Source organism: Micromonospora arida, assembly GCF_003857035.1.
GTDB classification, from domain to species: domain Bacteria; phylum Actinomycetota; class Actinomycetes; order Mycobacteriales; family Micromonosporaceae; genus Micromonospora; species Micromonospora arida.
Genome location: NZ_QGSY01000234.1, coordinates 1 through 16758, shown reverse-complemented (window position 1 = coordinate 16758; position 16758 = coordinate 1). Strand labels below are relative to the sequence as shown.

General features: G+C 72.1%; 14 protein-coding genes and 2 pseudogenes. 10 read left to right on the top strand and 6 right to left on the bottom strand.

What is annotated here, in order from left to right; all coding sequences use genetic code 11:
* The 3 genes from DLJ58_RS23725 to DLJ58_RS23715 are packed head-to-tail and all read left to right on the top strand — an operon-like array spanning position 1 to position 2587.
* A complete protein-coding gene (locus DLJ58_RS23725) occupies positions 1–801 on the top strand; it encodes an ABC transporter permease (protein WP_124859418.1) in 801 nt (266 codons plus the stop codon).
* A 26-nt stretch (positions 802–827) separates the two neighbouring features.
* Positions 828–1958, top strand: coding sequence for a histidine kinase (locus DLJ58_RS23720; RefSeq protein ID WP_124859416.1), 1131 nt, complete (start codon positions 828–830; stop codon positions 1956–1958).
* On the top strand, positions 1955–2587 hold the full coding sequence (locus tag DLJ58_RS23715; protein WP_181539422.1) for a response regulator transcription factor: 633 nt from the start codon (positions 1955–1957) through the stop codon (positions 2585–2587). Before DLJ58_RS23720 ends, DLJ58_RS23715 begins: the two co-directional genes overlap by 4 nt.
* A gap of 16 nt (positions 2588–2603) precedes the next feature.
* Here the strand turns inward: DLJ58_RS23715 and DLJ58_RS23710 are convergent, their stop codons facing one another.
* The 6 genes and pseudogenes from DLJ58_RS23710 to DLJ58_RS23695 form a co-directional block, all read right to left on the bottom strand.
* Positions 2604–3515: a L,D-transpeptidase gene (locus DLJ58_RS23710; protein WP_124859414.1), complete on the bottom strand. Its 912-nt coding sequence runs from the start codon at positions 3513–3515 to the stop codon at positions 2604–2606.
* A 75-nt stretch (positions 3516–3590) separates the two neighbouring features.
* Entirely contained in the window at positions 3591–3896 is a 306-nt protein-coding gene (locus DLJ58_RS35190; RefSeq protein WP_425271337.1) for an alpha amylase C-terminal domain-containing protein, read from the bottom strand.
* A gap of 492 nt (positions 3897–4388) precedes the next feature.
* Positions 4389–4754 (bottom strand): annotated as a pseudogene (locus DLJ58_RS35185) (alpha-amylase family glycosyl hydrolase); the annotation flags it as partial.
* 219 nt (positions 4755–4973) lie between these two features.
* A pseudogene (locus DLJ58_RS34305) lies at positions 4974–5606 on the bottom strand (TVP38/TMEM64 family protein); the annotation flags it as partial.
* Positions 5603–6322 carry a type 1 glutamine amidotransferase gene (locus tag DLJ58_RS23700; protein ID WP_091407683.1) on the bottom strand — a complete coding sequence of 240 codons (720 nt, stop codon included), beginning with the start codon at positions 6320–6322 and terminating at the stop codon, positions 5603–5605. The gene DLJ58_RS23700 and the pseudogene DLJ58_RS34305, both read right to left, overlap by 4 nt.
* On the bottom strand, positions 6312–7559 hold the full coding sequence (locus DLJ58_RS23695) for a MurT ligase domain-containing protein (protein ID WP_124859488.1): 1248 nt from the start codon (positions 7557–7559) through the stop codon (positions 6312–6314). Before DLJ58_RS23695 ends, DLJ58_RS23700 begins: the two co-directional genes overlap by 11 nt.
* Positions 7560–7914: 355 nt before the next feature.
* Here DLJ58_RS23695 and mraZ point away from each other — a divergent pair, with 355 nt between their 5' ends.
* The 7 genes from mraZ to mraY all read left to right on the top strand — a co-directional run bounded on the left by mraZ (position 7915) and on the right by mraY (position 16595).
* Complete coding sequence (gene mraZ, locus DLJ58_RS23690; RefSeq protein ID WP_030488958.1) at positions 7915–8346, top strand: division/cell wall cluster transcriptional repressor MraZ; 432 nt, start codon at positions 7915–7917, stop codon at positions 8344–8346.
* A gap of 206 nt (positions 8347–8552) precedes the next feature.
* On the top strand, positions 8553–9593 hold the full coding sequence (rsmH, locus tag DLJ58_RS23685) for a 16S rRNA (cytosine(1402)-N(4))-methyltransferase RsmH (RefSeq protein ID WP_124859486.1): 1041 nt from the start codon (positions 8553–8555) through the stop codon (positions 9591–9593).
* A gap of 55 nt (positions 9594–9648) precedes the next feature.
* Entirely contained in the window at positions 9649–10254 is a 606-nt protein-coding gene (gene ftsL, locus DLJ58_RS23680; protein ID WP_124859410.1) for a cell division protein FtsL, read from the top strand.
* A gap of 3 nt (positions 10255–10257) precedes the next feature.
* Entirely contained in the window at positions 10258–12465 is a 2208-nt protein-coding gene (locus tag DLJ58_RS23675) for a peptidoglycan D,D-transpeptidase FtsI family protein (protein WP_124859408.1), read from the top strand.
* Positions 12466–12517: 52 nt separating this feature from the next.
* The gene (locus DLJ58_RS23670; protein WP_124859406.1) at positions 12518–14080 is read left to right on the top strand and encodes a UDP-N-acetylmuramoyl-L-alanyl-D-glutamate--2,6-diaminopimelate ligase; all 1563 of its coding nucleotides are present in this window, start codon (positions 12518–12520) and stop codon (positions 14078–14080) included.
* Positions 14077–15474 carry a UDP-N-acetylmuramoyl-tripeptide--D-alanyl-D-alanine ligase gene (locus tag DLJ58_RS23665; protein ID WP_124859404.1) on the top strand — a complete coding sequence of 466 codons (1398 nt, stop codon included), beginning with the start codon at positions 14077–14079 and terminating at the stop codon, positions 15472–15474. Before DLJ58_RS23670 ends, DLJ58_RS23665 begins: the two co-directional genes overlap by 4 nt.
* Entirely contained in the window at positions 15471–16595 is a 1125-nt protein-coding gene (gene mraY, locus DLJ58_RS23660) for a phospho-N-acetylmuramoyl-pentapeptide-transferase (RefSeq protein WP_030334519.1), read from the top strand. The genes DLJ58_RS23665 and mraY overlap by 4 nt, the downstream gene beginning before the upstream one ends.
* Positions 16596–16758: the final 163 nt, after the last annotated feature.

The window sequence follows — 16758 nt, the reverse complement described above, 5'->3', positions numbered from 1 at the left end:
ATGACCACCTCCACCCCCACCCGCGCCGCTGTCACCGAACCGGACCGTCGGCTGCCCGCGCTGGGCGGGTTCGCTCCCGGCGCCCTGGGCATCGAGCTGCGCCGGGTGCTGCGCAACCGTCGCACCCTCGCCTTCACGCTGATCATGCCGGGCGTCTTCTTCCTCATCTTCGGCCTGCCCCAGGGCGGGCAGTCACTGGACAACGGTCGGCCGGTGACGGCGTACATCATGATCAGCCTGGCCGTCTACGCGGCAATGGTGGCCACGACCAGCGTCGGTGGCGCGGTGGCCACCGAGCGGGCCCTGGGCTGGAGCCGGCAACTGCGGCTCACCCCGCTGCGCCCGGCGGCGTACGTGGCGACCAAGCTGATCACCGCGATGAGCCTCGGCCTGCTCGCGGTGGTCGTCGAGTTTGTAGTGGGCACGGCGGCAGGCGTCCGCGTCCCGGCGTACGTCTGGCTGCTGTCCGGGCTCGCCGCCTGGCTCGGCTCGCTGGTCTTCGCCGCGTTCGGTCTGTTCATCGGCTACCTGGCGCCGGCCGAGAACGTCATGCAGATCATCGGCCCCGTCCTCGCGGTGCTGGCCATGTTCGGCGGGCTGTTCGTCCCGGTCGAGGTGCTGCCGGACGTGCTCCAGCAGGTCGCGAAGTTCACCCCGGTGTACGGCATGGGCGTGCTGGCTCGCGCTCCCCTCACCGGCGACGGGGTGAGCATGGCGGCGGTGGTCAACCTCGTCGTCTGGGCACTGGTCTTCGGCGTCGGCGCGGCCCGGCTGTTCCGCCGGGACACCGCGCGGGTCTGACCGGCCGGACCGTTAGCGTGAACCCGATGGACCTCTCCACCGGGCAGCCCTGGCCGGTGAACCGCCACTGGCGGTTCACCGGTTGGCTGCTGGCCGCGGTCTGGCTGTTCTTCCTCAACGTGCCGCTCGCCACCGCGCTGCGCCAACCGGAGCCGTGGCGACAGATCCTCGGTGTGGCCGCCCTGGTCGTCTTCGGCATCGGCTACGTGCTGCTGTTCCAGTGGGCCCGCAGGCGGCGCCAGTCCATGCTGCCGATCCCGGTGGGCCGGGCGCGGGTCGCGTTGGCGCTGCTGTTCGCGGTGGGCCTGGCCAGTCTCCCGGGCACCGGCGGGGACTGGCTGGCCACCGTGGTCTACGTGGCCGCGGCGGCGGTGTTCCTGCTGCCGCGGTGGGAGGCGTTGGCCACCGTGCTGCTCTGCACGGTGACCCCGGTGCTGGCGTCCTGGCTGGTGCCGGGGTGGGAGGCGGAGAAGGGCATCGTCTTCGCCGTGCTGCTCGCCTCGTTCGCCATGTTCGGGTTCTCCCAGTTGGCTCAGCGCAACAGCGAACTCCGGGCCGCCCAGCAGGAGATCGGCCGGCTCGCGGTCGCCGAGGAGCGGGCCCGCGCTGCCCGCGACCTGCACGACATCCTCGGGCACTCGCTGACCGTGGTGGCGATCAAGGCCGAGTTGGCCGGGCGTCTGATCGAGGTCGACCGGGAGCGGGCCGCCACCGAGATCTCCGAGGTGGAGGCGCTGGCCCGGGCCGCGCTGGCCGACGTACGGCAGACGGTCGGGGCGTACCGCGAGGTGAGCCTGGCCGCCGAGTTGGCGGGCGCCCGCTCCGCGCTGGCCGCGGCGGGCATCGCGGCGGACGTGTCGGCCGAGGTGCCGGAGCTGCCGGAGGAGTGGGACCGGTTGTTCGGCTGGGCGGTACGGGAAGGGGTGACCAACGTGGTCCGGCACAGCGGGGCGCGGTGCTGCGTGATCCGGGTGTACCCGGACCGGGTCGACATCAGTGACGACGGTCGTGGCCCGTCCACACCCGACCCGAGCGGGCACGGGCTGGTCGGCCTGCGGGAGCGGGCGCGGCGGCTGGACGCGGTGGTGACCGTCGGCCGGCGGCCGGCGGGCGACGGCTTTCTGCTGCGGGTGCACGCGCCGGGGGAGTCCCGGTGAGCGGCGGTTCCACGCCGATCCGGCTGCTGCTCGCCGACGACCAGGCGCTGGTCCGGGGCGCGCTGGCCGCCCTGCTCTCGCTGGAGGAGGACCTGACAGTGGTCGCCGAGGTCGGCCGGGGCGACGAGGTGGTGCCCGAGGCCCGACGCAGCGCTCCCGACGTCGCCCTGCTGGACGTGGAGATGCCCGGCCTGGACGGGATCGCCGCCACCGCGGCGTTGCGGGCCGCGCTGCCGACCTGCCGGGTACTGGTGGTGACGACCTTCGGTCGACCCGGCTACCTGCGCCGGGCGATGGAGGCCGGTGCGAGCGGTTTCGTGGTCAAGGACACCCCGGCCCGGCAGCTCGCCGACGCGGTCCGCAGGGTGCACGCCGGCCTACGGGTGGTCGACCCGACGCTGGCCGCGGAGACGCTGGCCGCCGGGGTCAGCCCGCTGACCGAGCGGGAGACCGAGGTGCTGCGGACCGCCCGGGGCGGTGGGAGCGCCGCCGACCTGGCCAGGGCGTTGCACCTCTCCGAGGGGACGGTACGCAACCACCTGTCCGCGGCGATCGGCAAGACCGGTGCCCGCAACCGGGCCGACGCGATCCGGGTCGCCGAGCAGAACGGCTGGCTGCTCGGCGAGTGACAGTAGGTGCCGGTGCTCAGGCGGTCGGCGGTGGGGCGGCCAGTTGGTCGACCACGACGACGCTGCTGCCGGGACGGACCTCGGCGAGCAGTTCCCGCTGACCGCTGCGGGTCAGCCGGATACAGCCGTTCGTGGTGTTCTCGCCCAGCTCGTCGTCGTTGTACCAGGTGTGCACCCCGATGTGCGCGCCGCGCAGCCCGGACGGCACCGACTCCGGGTCGTCGGGCACCGAACCGAGGGCGTAGATGTCCACCCCGCCGTAGACCTCCTCCGGCGGTGGGGTGCGGCCCAGGATGAAGGTCCGCCCCAGTGGGGTCTCCTGGCCCGACTGGCCGAGGCTGACCTTCCAGGAGCGCACCGCCTTGCCGGCCCGGTACCAGGTGAGCCGGTGGACCTTGCGTTCCACCACGATCTGGTCGCGCAGCGGCACCGTCTCGAGCCCGCCGGGCGGCAGCCAGGCGAGCCGTCGGTTGGCCGAGGGCAGCAGGACCGCCGTCCAGCCGGCACGCCGCTTGGCGATCGGCATGGTCAGCTCGACACCGCTGATTGTCGGTTCGAGGAAGGCGCGCGGCCGACCGCCGGGCGCGTCGTACGCGGCGATCCGTCTGGTCGGGTGCACGCCGTCGGCCAGCGGCGTGACGTCCATGGTGTTCGGATCGGTGGGGAACCCTCCGGGTGCGGGGTCGTAGTCGACCACCGGCAACCCGTCCGGGGCGGGCGCGGCCGGCGGTATCGACTCCTCCGGGCTCTGCTCCACACTGCTCGGAGTGGGGTCGGCTGCCACCACGTTGCGGTCGTCGGGGGCCGTCGAGCTCGGCGTGAGGGCCTGGCCGACCAGCAGCGCGGTCACCAGCAGCGCGGGTACGCCGATCGCGGCGGCCACCCAGAGGCCGCGACGACGGTACGGAGTCTTTCGGTCAAACGGCACGAAACCACTCTATGGTGGCTGATGCCTCGGGGCCCCCGGTTCGGCGAGACCCGCCGTCCGGAGGCCCCGGGCGAATCAGATTCGCGCGCCGATGTGGATGGCCACGGCGTCGTGCGCCGGCACGTTCGCCGCGAACCAGCCGCTACCGTCCACCGTGATCACCGGTCCGCTGCACGTGCCGCCCGCGTAGGTGCCGTGGATGACGTCGCAGTATCGACCGGCGGGCAGCCCCGTGTAGTAGGAGCGGCCGTTCACCGCGGAGTCCTCGTCGTTGACGGTGAGGAAGCCCTTGCCGCTGCGGCTGAACGCGATGTGGTTGTTGCCGTTGTCGTACCAGTTGGCCACGCCGGCGCCCTCGGTGGCGTTGCGGAAGCCGACCATGTTGGCGATCACCGGCCAGCGGTGTTCGCACTCCCAACCGGAGTAGCAGGTGGCGTTGAGCGTCTTGTTGGCGCCGTCCGACGGCGGGCCGGCGTCCCGGTTGCTGAAGGTGTAGCTGGACATGACCGTCGGGGAGCCGTACGGCCAGGCCAGCATGAAGGCGTTCGCCAGCGCGTAGATGCCCCGGTCGCGGTAGGTCAGCACCCCACCGGAGTCGCGCTGGGTGTCGTGGTTGTCCACGAACACCGAGCCCTTTCCGGTGGGCAGGTGCCCCCAGCCCTCGCCGAAGTTGCGCAGGTACGCCAACCGCTCGGAGCGGAACACCCGGGCCAGGTCCTTGCCGTAGCGGAACTCGTGCACGTCACCGTTGCCGGTGTACTCGGTCGGCTGGACCGGCTCGCCGGCGCCGTAAATGACCTCCTGCACGATGTACGCGGAGCGGGACAGCTTGCCCCTGATGGCGGCGATGTCGGCGGCCGGCATGTGCTTGCTGGCGTCCATCCGGAAGCCGTCGACGCCGAGCGAGAGCAGGTCGTTGAGGTACGAGGCGATCTTCGTGCGGACGTAGTCCGACTCGGTCTTCAGGTCCGAGAGGTTGACCAGTTCACAGTTCTGCACCTCGTACCTGTCGTTGTAGTTGGCGATGTCGTCGCCGCCGTTGCGCCCGCAGTGGTGGAAGTCCTGGGTCTGGTAGATGCCCGGGTAGTCGTAGTGCGAGTAGGACGAGCCGGCCCAGCCGGTGCCGCCGTTGTCCTGACCGGACATGTGGTTGATCACCGCGTCGACGATCACCTTGACCCCGGCCGCGTGGCAGGTGTTCACCATCGACTGGAACTGGGCCCGGGTGCCCTTGCGGGATTCGATCCGATAGCTGACCGGCTGGTACGCCAGCCACCACTGGTTGCCCCGCACGTGCTCCTGCGGGGGCGAGACCTGCACGTAGCCGTAACCCTTCGGGCCGAGGGTGCTCTGGCACTCGCTGGCCACCGAGGGCCAGTTCCACTCGAAGAGCTGGACGATGACCTTCTTGCCGCCGGACGGGGCGGCGACGGCCGGGGGTGCCGGCACGGCGGTGGGGACGAGCAGGCTGGCGATCAGGCCGAGGCTGGCCGGGGCGGCGGCGTACCAGTTGACGTGGCCGGGGGAGCTGACCGCCGCGCCGATCGCCGCGTAGCCGAAGGCGGTCGGCGCGGACGCGATCACGCTGCCGGTCAGGAACGGCAGCACCCGGGCGCCGGTGGTGCCGTAGCCGTAGCTGACCAGGCCGAAGCCGGCGATCGGCAGCAGCCGGACGGTGACCACACCGAGCACGCTCTGCCGGGCGAACCAGCCGTCGAGGCGGGCCAGGCGACCGCGGACCCGTTCGGCCACGAACTCCCGACCGAGCAACCGGCCGACCGTGAAACCGATCGCCGCCGCCACCAGCGCGGCGCTCAGGGCGTACGCGGCGCCCTCCAGCGGGCCGAAGATCGCACCTGCGGCGAGCGTGATGAAGGTCCGGGGCACCAGCGCGACCAGCAGCAGCGCGCCACCGAGGATCGCCGCCACCGGGGCGAGGTCGCCCAGCCGGTCGGCGACCAGCGGCAACTGCGCCGGATCCGGCCGCGGCACCAGCAGCAGCAGTAACCCGCACCCGCCGATCAGCAGGACGAGCAGGGCGAACCGGGCGGCCGACGGCTGCCGGAGCAGCCGCCGGACGGCACGGATCATGCCCGGGCGGCGGCCACCGCGGAGCGGCGCTCGTTGCGGAGCCGGTCCGACCAGGTGTCGTCCAACGGCGGGAGCTGGTGTGCCCCGGTGGCCCAGCGCAGCAGCAGGTCGGCCAGGGCCGGGTTGCGAGCCAGCGCCGGCCCGTGCGAGTAGGTGCCCAGCAACTTGCCGCGCCACGCGCCCTCGGTGGCACCGTCGTTGCCCACCCCGGCGGTGACCCGGGCCAGCGGGGAGACCTCCGGACCGAGGTGGGTGCGGCCGCCGTGGTTCTCGAAACCGGTCAGCGGGGGCAGGCCCAGCCGGGGGTCGATCTCACCGGCCAGCTCGCCCACGGCCCGGCTCTCGCCCCGGTCGGAACGCAGGTCGAGCAGCTCCAGCCCGCGGCACTGCACACCCTTGGCGAAGAACGAGGTGCCGAGCAGCTGGTAGCCGGCGCAGACGCCGAACACCACCGAGCCCTGCGCGACGGCGCGGTGCAGGCCGCCGTCGGCCAGCAGCCGCTGTGCGCCGAGCGCCTGCGGGCCGTCCTCGCCGCCACCGACCAGGTAGATGTCGGCGGTCGCGGGCAGCCGCTCGTCGGAGCGGACCTCCAGCACCTCGACCGGCATCCCACGCTGACGGGCCCGCCGGGCGAGGATCAGGGCGTTGCCCCGGTCTCCGTAGGTGGAGAGCAGGTCGGGGTAGATCCAGACGATGCGCAGACTCTCAGATGACACGGTCCAACTCCGCTCGGATGTCCTGGAACGCGGTGTAGTTCGCGATGACCTCCAGCCGCCCTGGCGGGACCGACCGGAGGGCGTCGTCGAACGTGCGGACGTGCTGGAACGGCACGTCGTTGACGTCCAGTCGAACCGCCAGGTCGTATGCCCGGTCGCCGGTGATCAACACCTGCCGGCCGCGGAGCGGGGCGAAGTCGACGTCGTACAGCCAGGAGGTGTCCAGACCGTCGGGGTCGCGCGCGTTGATGGAGAGCAGGGTCGGCGCCTCGTCGGCCATGTCGAACGCCTCCAGCCAACTGGCCGGGTTCTTGGCCAGCAGCAGCCGGATGTTGCGCCCGTCCTTGTCGACCTGGGCGTAGCGGCCGGCCACCGAGGTGACGATGCCGAGGCGGGACACCGCGTCGACCGGGCGGACGCCGAACTCGGCGGCCACCGCCAGCGCGGTCGCCGCGTTGCCGAGGTTGACCTTGCCGGGCAGTTGCAGGGAGACCTTGTGCCAGGCGCCGGTGGGGTCGAGCACGCCCTCGTCCTCGACGACCCAGTGCGGCTCCGGTCGGCGTAGCGGGCAGCCGGTGCACCACCACTGCTCGCCGGAGCGCTGGATGGTGGAGCCGCACTCCGGGCAGACCCAGGAGTCGTCGTGCCAGCGTTGGCCGGCACTGAACCACGTCACGTGCGGCGGGTTGATGCCCCGGGCGGGGTCGCCAGGTGGGGTGGCTGCCCACACGACCAGCGGGTCGTCGGCGTTGGCCACCACCCGTACGTCGGTGTGCCGGACCAGCGCCGCGCGCCAGAGCTGCGCCATCATGGCGACCTCCTTGGCGCGGTCGAGCTGGTCGCGGGAGAGGTTGAGCAGCGCGACCACGTGCGGCTCGGTCGCCTCCAGCACCTGCGCCAGGTAGTGCTCGTCGACCTCCAGCACCGCGTACGGGGTGCTGCCGGCCTTGGCCAGCGCCGAGGTGTGCCCGCTGGGCATGTTGGCGCCGAACGAGTTGGTGGCGACCCGGCCGAGCACGCCGACCGCGGCGGAGGTCAATCGGGTGGTGGTGGTCTTGCCGTTGGTGCCGGAGACGAGCGCGATCGCGCGCCCGGCCGACAGGTGGGCCAGCAGGTCCGGGTCGATCTTCAGGCCGATCCACCCGCCGATCACTGAACCGTCGCCACGGCCGGCCGCCCGGGAGAGCGCCGCGGCGGTCCGTGACACGGAGCTGGCCACCTTGGCCCGTAGGGGCATTTTCGCGTCCGTCACGCGAGCGAGGTTACCGGACCGCCGCCCCCACCAGATCGCCGCCGACGGTGAACCGTTCGGCCGTGGTGGCTGCGCTGGCGGCCGGGCCCGCCTCCCCCGGACGGAGTCGATCTATGTCGGAAAGCGGACCACGCCGAGGGGCGGGCGGAGCCCTCCACTCCGCTCCACCCCTTGTGACGTGCGGTTTTGCCGTCGGGTCAGGCGCGCCACGCGGGCGAATTTGGTTGCGGGTGGAGGGAAGTGGAGTAGAGTGGGGACCAATGGTGAGGCCGGGAGGGCTCACCGGCCCGGGGGGTCAGCGGCGCCGCGAACGCCGCTCAAGGGCGAGGGGGTTGGGCCGATGTTCCTCGGCACCCACACTCCGCGCCTGGACGAAAAGGGCCGGTTGATCCTTCCGGCCAAGTTCCGGGATGAGCTGGCGGGGGGTGTCGTGGTCACTAAAGGGCAGGAGCGCTGCCTCTACGTCTTCCCGACCCCTGAGTTCCAGCGGATCGCGGAGCAGTTGCGCGCACAGCCGATGACCCACAAGGCGGCCCGGGCCTACAGCCGGGTCTTCTTTGCCAGCGCGCACGACGAGGTTCCGGACAAGCAGGGTCGGGTGACCATCCCGGCTCACCTGCGGGCCTATGCCGCGTTGGACCGCGAGTTGGTGGTGATCGGCGCGAGCACACGGGTGGAGATCTGGGACAAGGTCGCCTGGGAGACCTACCTCGCCGAGAGCGAAGACGACTTCGCCGACATCGAGGAGGGGGTGCTGCCCGGCGGTCTGTAGGGCGGTAACGGCGCCCGACGTACTGCGAGATCTCCAGCCGCTTTCGAGTTCCTGGCATCACTTCCCCGGTGCCAGGCGCACGATCCAGTCATTGGGCGACGGTCCGGTGTCAGGCGGGAGCGGATGGGGATCTGGCGGTACGACGGCAGCGCCGTCCGACGACAGGCGCACGAGAAGAACGGACGTTTCAACCAGTGGGGGTCATCATGGGGGAGTTGCGCGGCACGCACGTGCCGGTGCTGCTCGAGCGGTGTCTCGAGCTGCTGGCCCCCGCGCTGGGTCGAGGCGGCCGGACGGTCCACGTCGACGCGACGCTCGGTCTGGCCGGGCATGCGGAGGCGGTGCTCGAGGCGCATCCGGAGACGGTCCTGATCGGGCTCGACCGGGACACCGAGGCGCTCGCTCACGCGCGGGTCCGGCTGGCCCGGTTCGCCGATCGGGTGCACCTGGAGCACGCCGTCTACGACGAGTTGCCGGACGTGCTGGACCGGCTGGGTTATCCGGCCATCGACGGCATCCTGTTCGACCTGGGTGTCTCGTCGTTGCAGTTGGACGCGCCCGACCGAGGGTTCGCGTACGCCCAGGACGCGCCGTTGGACATGCGGATGGACCAGACCCGGGGTGTGACCGCCGAAGAGGTGGTCAACACGTACGCGCATCCGGACCTGGCCCGGGTGCTGCGGGTCTACGGCGAGGAGAAGTTCGCCGGCCGGATCGCCTCGGCGATCATCCGGCAGCGGGAGCGGGCCCGGATCACCTCGTCCGCGCTGCTGGCGGAGCTGGTTCGGGACTCCATTCCGGCACCAGCCCGACGAACGGGTGGTCACCCGGCAAAGAGAACGTTTCAGGCTTTACGGATCGAGGTAAACAGAGAGCTGGCAGCGCTGGAGACAGCGTTGCCATCCGCACTCGACGCACTGACCGTGGGCGGTCGCATGGTGGTCCTGTCCTACCACTCGCTGGAGGACAGGCTCACCAAGGCGGCCCTCACGGACCGGGTCCGCAGTAAGGGCCCGATTGACCTCCCGGTCGAGCTTCCCGGGTCCGGTCCGACGTTCCGGCTGCTCAGCCGGGGCGCCGAACTGCCGGGGGAGGCGGAGGTCGCCGCGAACCCGCGGGCCGCCTCGGTGCGGCTGCGGGCCGCGGAGCGACTCGACCCGAACGCGACTGAGCTTGGGCGGACCGACCGCGAACGGTCTCGCCGACGGGTGAAGGGAATGCACCAACCGGGCACGGGGTCCGCCTGATCCGTGGGGGGTCAGGGGCACCGGGACGGCTAGAGGGACGGTGAGGGGGAGGGACATGAGCATTGACAAGCGCGACCGCCGGGACGTCACCGGCGGCGGGCAGCGCGCACCGCGGTCGGGGGGCCGGACCGCGGCGGAGCGGGCTCCGCGCCTCGGAAACGGTACGCCACGCATCGATCGAGTGAACCGGCAGGGGGAGACTCGCGCCCGGGGGGCGCGCGAGTTCCCGACTCAGGGCACCGCCGCGCTGCGGCCGGTCGAGAAGGCCGCCAGTGCCACCAGCGCCCGCCCGCCGCGGCTGCGGGTGGCGCCGCCGCCGCCGATCTCGGTGCCGCGTGCGCCGTTCGCGGCACTGATCGTGGTGCTGGTGGTCGGCGGGGTGCTGGGCATCCTGGCGGTCAACACCAAGATCAATGAGAACGCGTTCCGGCTGGAGCGGTTGCAGCAGCAGCAGGCTCAACTGGACCTGGAGAAGCAGCAACTGGACAAGCAGATCGCCGACTTCGAGGCGCCGGGCAACCTGACCGCCGAGGCGCGGCGGTTGGGCCTGGTCGACGCCGGCGAGCCGGGCTACATCCGGCTGCCGGACGGCAAGACCATCGGTGTGCCGCAGCCGGCGAACGGCCAGCCGTCGGTGACCAGCCAGGGCGCGGGAGGCTGACCGGTGCCACCAAGGTCTGACGAGCCGCGCCGGGACCCTACGGGGTCCCGGCGCGGTTCTGCACGTGATGCCGGGGCCGCCGACGGTGAGCCGCGCACCGGCGAGCCGGGTATCGGGGGCATCTCCGGTGCCCGGGCGTACACCCCGAGAGGTCGGACCGTCCGCGAGGAGCGCGGTACGCCGGCGCGCGGTCAGGGCGCCGAGCAGCGGCGTACGCCGCGCAGCACCCGGTCCGGTGACCCGTTCCGGCCGGCGTTGCAGGTGCTCGACGGCGGTCGGGCCGCCGCCCGGGCCGGCCGGCGCGACGCTCCGGCGGCCGGACGCGGTGGGGTGGTGCGCACCGTCGCGCCGCGTACCCCCCGTGGCCCGGGTGGGGACGAGCCGCCGCCGCGTCGCCGGACCACGCCACGCGCGCCGCGGCGCACCGACCGACCGGCGGCCCGGCGGCCGTCGCGCAAGCCACGACGCCCGCCGAAGCTGGCCGACTCGCGGCTGCGGCTGCGGCTGGGCACTGTGCTCGCCCTGACTCTCTTCGCCACCATCGGGATCCGGCTGATCTTCCTCCAGACGGTCGACGCTCCGGCGTACGCCGGGGGTGGCATCAGCGACCGCCTCCGCACGGTCGAGCTGCCGGCGCCGCGGGGCGCGATCTACGACAGCACCGGCGCGCCGCTGGCCCGCAGTGTCGAGGCCCGGTACGTGTACGCCGACCCGACCGAGGTGAAGGACTCGGCCGCCGTCGCCAAGGCGATCTCCCCGCTGCTCGGCATCCCGGTGTCGAAGCTCGTGGAGCTGATGAAGCCTCGCAAGCTGGAGGACGGTAAGGCGTCCCGATTCGTGTACCTGGCGCGGGGAGTGGATATCTCCACCGCCAAGCGGGTGCAGGCGCTTGAGCTCCTCGGCATCGGGGTGCACCGCGACGAGCGCCGTGAGGTGCCCGGCGGTGACCTGGCGGCCAACCTGATCGGCTTCACCAGCCAGGACATGGTCGGGTTGGAAGGGCTGGAGGCCCGCTACGACGACGTGCTCGCCGGTCAGGACGGCAAACGGGTGTACGAGGCCGGCCTCGGCGACCTCGCCGCGCCCATTCCGGGTGGCTACAGCCGGACCACGCTCGCCAAGCCGGGCAGTTCGCTCGCTCTCACCCTCAACCGCGACCTCCAGTTCCGGACGCAGCAGATCCTCAGCGCGGGCATGGCCCAGGCGCCGGGCGGCACCGGCGCCGCCGTGGTCATCGAGATTCCCACCGGCGCGGTGCTGGCCCAGGCCAGCAACCCCACCTACGACGCGGCGAAGCCGGTGCCCAGCGACCCGGTCGCCCGGGAGGACGCCGCGACCAGCTTCGTGGTCGACCCCGGCTCGGTGCACAAGGCGATCACCTACGGCGCGGCCCTGCAGGAGGGGGTGATCACGCCGGACACCACGTTGCCGATCGCCAACAACATCAAGATGGGCGACACCTGGTTCTCCGACACGCACCCGGCCGACGGCAGGCGGATGAGCGTGCCGGGGATGCTCGCCTACTCGTCGAACGTCGGCACCATCACCATCGCCGAGAAGCTCGGCCGGGACCGGTTGATCGACTACCAGAAGCGGTTCGGGCTGGGTAAGCCGACCGGCGAGGGGATGCCCGGCGAGGCCAGCGGGCGACTGCTGCCGGCCGACGAGTGGAGCGGGTCGTCGCGCGGGTCGGTGCCGATCGGGCACAGCGTCGACGCCACCCCGTTGCAGATGGCCGCCGCGTACGCCGCCATCGCCAACAACGGCACGTACGTGCAGCCGCACCTGGTCAAGGAGGTGATCGGGCCGGACGGCAAGCGCACCCCCGCGGCGGCCCCGGTGACCCGGTCGGTGCTCAGCCCGCAGAACGCGGCGGCCCTGCGCACCATGCTGGAGGCGGTCACCACCGTCGACCACGCCACCGGCCTGACCGCCGCGGTCCCCGGTTACCGGGTCGCCGGCAAGACCGGCACCGGGTGGCGGCTGGTGAACGGCAAGAAGCAGCCCGGTGAGGTGTCCTCGTTCATCGGCATGGCCCCCGCCGAGAACCCCCGCTACGTGATCGCCGTCTTCGTCTACGCGCCCAACGGCGGGGGCGCGGCGATCGCCAATCCAGCGTTCCGCGACATGATGCAGTTCACTCTGCGTCACTACCGGGTGCCGCCCTCGACCGGCGGATCCGCGCCCAAGTTCGTGGTCTATCCGCGCTGAGCAGCGATGGCGGGACATCATCGGTGAGTGCCGACGAACCACCGGGGCGGCTGTGCGGCCGGAACCGGACGACCGGGTAGGGTCTGACGCCGTGCCCGGCAATCCACGTCCACGTACCGTGACCGGAGTCCGGCTCGGTGATCTCGCCGTCCGGCTCGCCGTCGACCTTCCGGCGGACGCCGCCGCGGTGGTCGTCTCCGGGGTCACCCACGCCAGCCAGGAGGTTCGCCCCGGCGACCTGTACGCGGCGCTGCCCGGTGCCCGTCGGCACGGCGCGGAGTTCGCCGCCGGCGCCGTCGAGGCGGGTGCGGTGGCGCTGCTGACCGACAGGGCCGGCGCGGAGTTGGCGGCGGGAACCGGCCTGCCCACCCTGGTGGTGCCCGACCCGCGCGCCGTGCTCGGCGAGCTGGCCTCGGCCGTGTATGGCGACCCGACAGCCGATCTCACAGTGATCGGGGTGACCGGCACCGCGGGCAAGACCTCCACCGCGTACCTGATCGAGTCGGGGCTGCGGGCCGCCGGGCACACCACCGGGCTGGTCGGGACGGTGGAGACCCGGCTCGGCGATCTGGTGATCGACAGTGTCCGCACCACCCCCGAGGCGACCGACCTGCACGCCATGCTGGCCACCGCCCGCGAGCGTGGGGTCACCGCAGTGGTCATGGAGGTCTCCAGCCACGCGCTGGCCATGGGCCGGGTGGGCGGTGTGCGGTTCGCCGTCGGCGGTTACACCAACTTCGGCTCCGACCACCTGGACTTCCACGCCGACAGCGACGACTACTTCGCCGCGAAGGCCCAACTGTTCGACGGGCGCTGCGCGGTCGAGGTGCTCAACCACGACGACCCGGCGTTGAAGCCGCTGCTCAAGCCGAGCACTGTCACCTACTCGGCGGCCGGTGAGCAGGGCGCGACCTGGTGGGCCGACGGTGTGGGTGGCGAGGGGTACGCGCAGCGGTTCACCGCGCACGGCCCGAACGGCGTGGCCCTGTCCGCCGGTGTCGCGCTGCCCGGCCGGCACAACGTGGCCAACGCGCTGCTGGCCATCGCCGCACTGGTCGGTGCCGGGGTGGACCCGGTGACCGCGGCGACCGGTGTGGCCGCCTGCGGGGGCGTCCCGGGCCGGCTGGAGCTGGTCGACGTGGCCGCGCCGGTGCGCGGGGTGGTCGACTACGCCCACAAGTCGGACGCGATCGTGGCCGCGCTGGCCGCGCTGCGCGAGTTGAGCGCCGGCCGACTGATCTGTGTGATCGGCGCCGGTGGGGACCGGGACCGGGGCAAGCGGCCGGTGATGGGTGCCGCCGCGGCGGAGGGAGCCGACGTGGTGCTGGTGACCGACGACAACCCGCGCACCGAGGACCCGGGGGAGATCCGCGCCGAGGTGCTCGCCGGGGCGTACCGGGCCGGCACGGCCGCCCGGATCATCGAGGTGGCGGGCCGCCGCGCCGCGATCGACGAGGCGGTGCGGCTGGCCCAGCCGGGCGACGTGATCGCGCTGCTCGGCAAGGGCCACGAACGCGGCCAGGAGGTGGCGGGCCAGGTGCTTCCGTTCGACGACAGCATCGAGTTGGCCGAGGCGCTGCGCGCCCGCTTCGGGGACCTGGCGGGTCAGCCGTGATCACGCTGAGCCTGGCCGAGGTGGCCGCGGCGGTCGACGGGCGGCTGGTGGCCGCCGACCCGGCCGCCACCGTCACCGGATCGGTGGAGTTCGACTCGCGCAAGGTGGGGCCCGGTTCGCTCTTCGTGGCCTTCCCGGGGGAGAAGGTCGACGGGCACGACTACGCGGCGACGGCGATCCAGGCCGGCGCGGTGGCGGTGCTCGGCAGCCGAGAGGTGCCCGGGGTGCCGATGGTGCTGGTCGACGACGCCCTGACCGCGATGGGTCGACTGGCCCGCGCCGCGGTGGACCGGCTGCCCGGGCTGACCGTGATCGGCGTGACCGGCTCGTCCGGCAAGACCACCACGAAGGACCTGATCGGTCAGCTCACCTCCCGGCTCGGGGCCACTGTGGCGCCACCCGGCTCGTTCAACAACGAGCTGGGGCACCCGTACACCGCCCTGCGGGCTGACCCGGACACCCGCTACCTGGTGATGGAGAAGGGCGCGCGCGGGGTCGGGCACGTGCGGTACCTGTGCGAGCTGGTGCCGCCCCGGATCTCCGTGGTGCTCAACGTCGGCACCTCGCACATCGGCGAGTTCGGCTCGCAGGACGCCATCGCCCTGGCCAAGGGCGAGCTGGTGGAGGCGCTGCCGCCGGACGGGCTGGCCGTGCTGAACGCCGACGATCCCCGGGTGGACGCGATGGCGAGCCGCACCCAGGCCCGGGTGGTCCGCTACGGCGAGGCGCCCGACGCCGACGTGCGCGCCGAGGACGTCACGCTCGACGAGCGGGGTCACCCGTCGTACACCCTGGTCACCCCGGAGGGACGCGCGCCGGTGCGGCTCCGGCTGGCCGGCCGCCACCAGGTCGGGAACACGCTCGCTGCGGCGGCGGTCGTCCGGGAGCTGGGCATGCCGCTGGCCGAGCTGGCCACGGCCCTCGGAGAACTGGGGCTGGTCTCGACCCGACGGATGGACGTCTTCGACCGCCCCGACGGGGTGACCGTGATCGACGACTCGTACAACGCCAACCCGGCCTCGATGGCGGTAGCGGTGCGGGCGCTGGCGAGCATGGGCCAGGGGCGGCGTACCGTCGCGGTGCTTGGTTACATGGCCGAGCTGGGCCCGTTCGAGTACGACGGCCACGCCGAGGTCGGCCAACTCGCGGCCGAGCTGGGTGTCGACCGGCTGCTCGTGGTGGGTGAGCCGGCCGCGCCGATCCACGAAGGCGCGACAGCGGTAGCAAACTGGGGAGGAGAGTCGGTGCTGCTCACCGATCAGGCGGCGGCCGTCGAGGTGCTGCGGAGCGAGCTACGACCGGGTGATGTCGTCCTGGTCAAGGGCTCCCGGTACCGCACCTGGGAGGTGGCCGACGCCCTGCGCGCCGACGCCGGTGGGGAGTCGACCCGATGAGGGCGGTCATCGTCGCCATCGGGGTGGCCTTCCTCGTCTCGCTCTTCTGCACCCCGATCGCGATCAAGGTGTTCACCCGGCTCAAGGCCGGTCAGCCGATCCGGTCCGACGGCCCGGCCATGCACCAGGGCAAGAAGGGCACGCCCACGATGGGTGGCGTGGTCTTCATCCTCGCCACGGTGATCGCGTACGTGGCCGGGCACCTCGCCCTGACCACCCTGCCGGACCAGCAGATCGCCCAGGTGGAGCCGACCATCACCGCGCTGGTACTGCTGGGGCTGATGGTCTTCTCCGGCGCTGTGGGTTTCCTCGACGACTTCCTCAAGGTGCGCAAGCGCAACAGCGCCGGGCTGAACAAGCGCGGCAAGTTGCTCGGGCAGATCCTGGTCGGTGCGGTCTTCGGGGTGATCGCGCTGTGGTTCCCGAGCACGATGACCAACGGTTCGGGCCTGGCGACCAACACCGAGACGGTGGGCAGCACCACGCTGAGCTTCATCCGGGACATCGACTTCCTGGAGGTCAGCAAGGTCGGCGCGGTGATCATCTTCATCTTCGTGGTGATGGCCGCGACGAACGGCGTCAACCTCACCGACGGCCTGGACGGTCTGGCCACCGGCGCGTCGGTGATGGTGCTCGCCGCGTACGCGCTGATCGCGTTCTGGCAGTACCGGCACTGGTGCGCCGACCCGAACTACACCCAGCCGTACTGCTACGAGGTCCGCGACCCGTTGGAGATCGCGCTGATCGCCGGGGCGGCGGCCGGGGCCTGTGTGGGCTTCCTCTGGTGGAACACGTCCCCGGCGCGGATCTTCATGGGTGACACCGGGGCGTTGGGGCTGGGCGGTCTGATCGCCGGCATGGCGATGTCCACCCGCACCATCCTGCTGCTGCCGATCATCGGCGGGCTCTTCGTGATCATCACGATGTCCGTGGTGATCCAGATCATCTCCTTCAAGACCACCGGTAAACGGGTGTTCCGAATGTCTCCGCTCCAGCACCACTTCGAGCTGGCCGGCTGGAGCGAGGTCAACATCGTGGTCCGTTTCTGGATCATCGCCGGCATCGGCGTGGCCATCGCCCTGGGCCTGTTCTACAGCGAGTTCCTCGCCAACATGACCTGATCCGCGGGCCGACGCCCCGCGCCCCACCCCCTCATCCGTCGATCTTGCACTTTCGGATGGCGGAACGTCCTTTATGGGCGTTTTGCCGGCACGGAAAGTGCAAGATCGACGCGGGAGGGCGGCGTGGGGGCGGGTTCGACACGCACGGTGAGGCGTTGTGGGG

What these genes read in the sequence shown, in the direction of transcription:
- DLJ58_RS35190 (WP_425271337.1), bottom strand. Translation starts at nt 3,896, where the DNA reads ATGGTCGGCTTCCGCAACGCCACCGAGGGCGCCGGCGTGGCCAACTGG.
- rsmH (WP_124859486.1), top strand. Translation starts at nt 8,553, where the DNA reads ATGGGGGAGTTGCGCGGCACGCACGTGCCGGTGCTGCTCGAGCGGTGT.
- DLJ58_RS23695 (WP_124859488.1), bottom strand. Translation starts at nt 7,559, where the DNA reads ATGCCCCTACGGGCCAAGGTGGCCAGCTCCGTGTCACGGACCGCCGCG.
- mraY (WP_030334519.1), top strand. Translation starts at nt 15,471, where the DNA reads ATGAGGGCGGTCATCGTCGCCATCGGGGTGGCCTTCCTCGTCTCGCTC.
- DLJ58_RS23725 (WP_124859418.1), top strand. Translation starts at nt 1, where the DNA reads ATGACCACCTCCACCCCCACCCGCGCCGCTGTCACCGAACCGGACCGT.
- mraZ (WP_030488958.1), top strand. Translation starts at nt 7,915, where the DNA reads ATGTTCCTCGGCACCCACACTCCGCGCCTGGACGAAAAGGGCCGGTTG.
- DLJ58_RS23720 (WP_124859416.1), top strand. Translation starts at nt 828, where the DNA reads ATGGACCTCTCCACCGGGCAGCCCTGGCCGGTGAACCGCCACTGGCGG.
- ftsL (WP_124859410.1), top strand. Translation starts at nt 9,649, where the DNA reads ATGAGCATTGACAAGCGCGACCGCCGGGACGTCACCGGCGGCGGGCAG.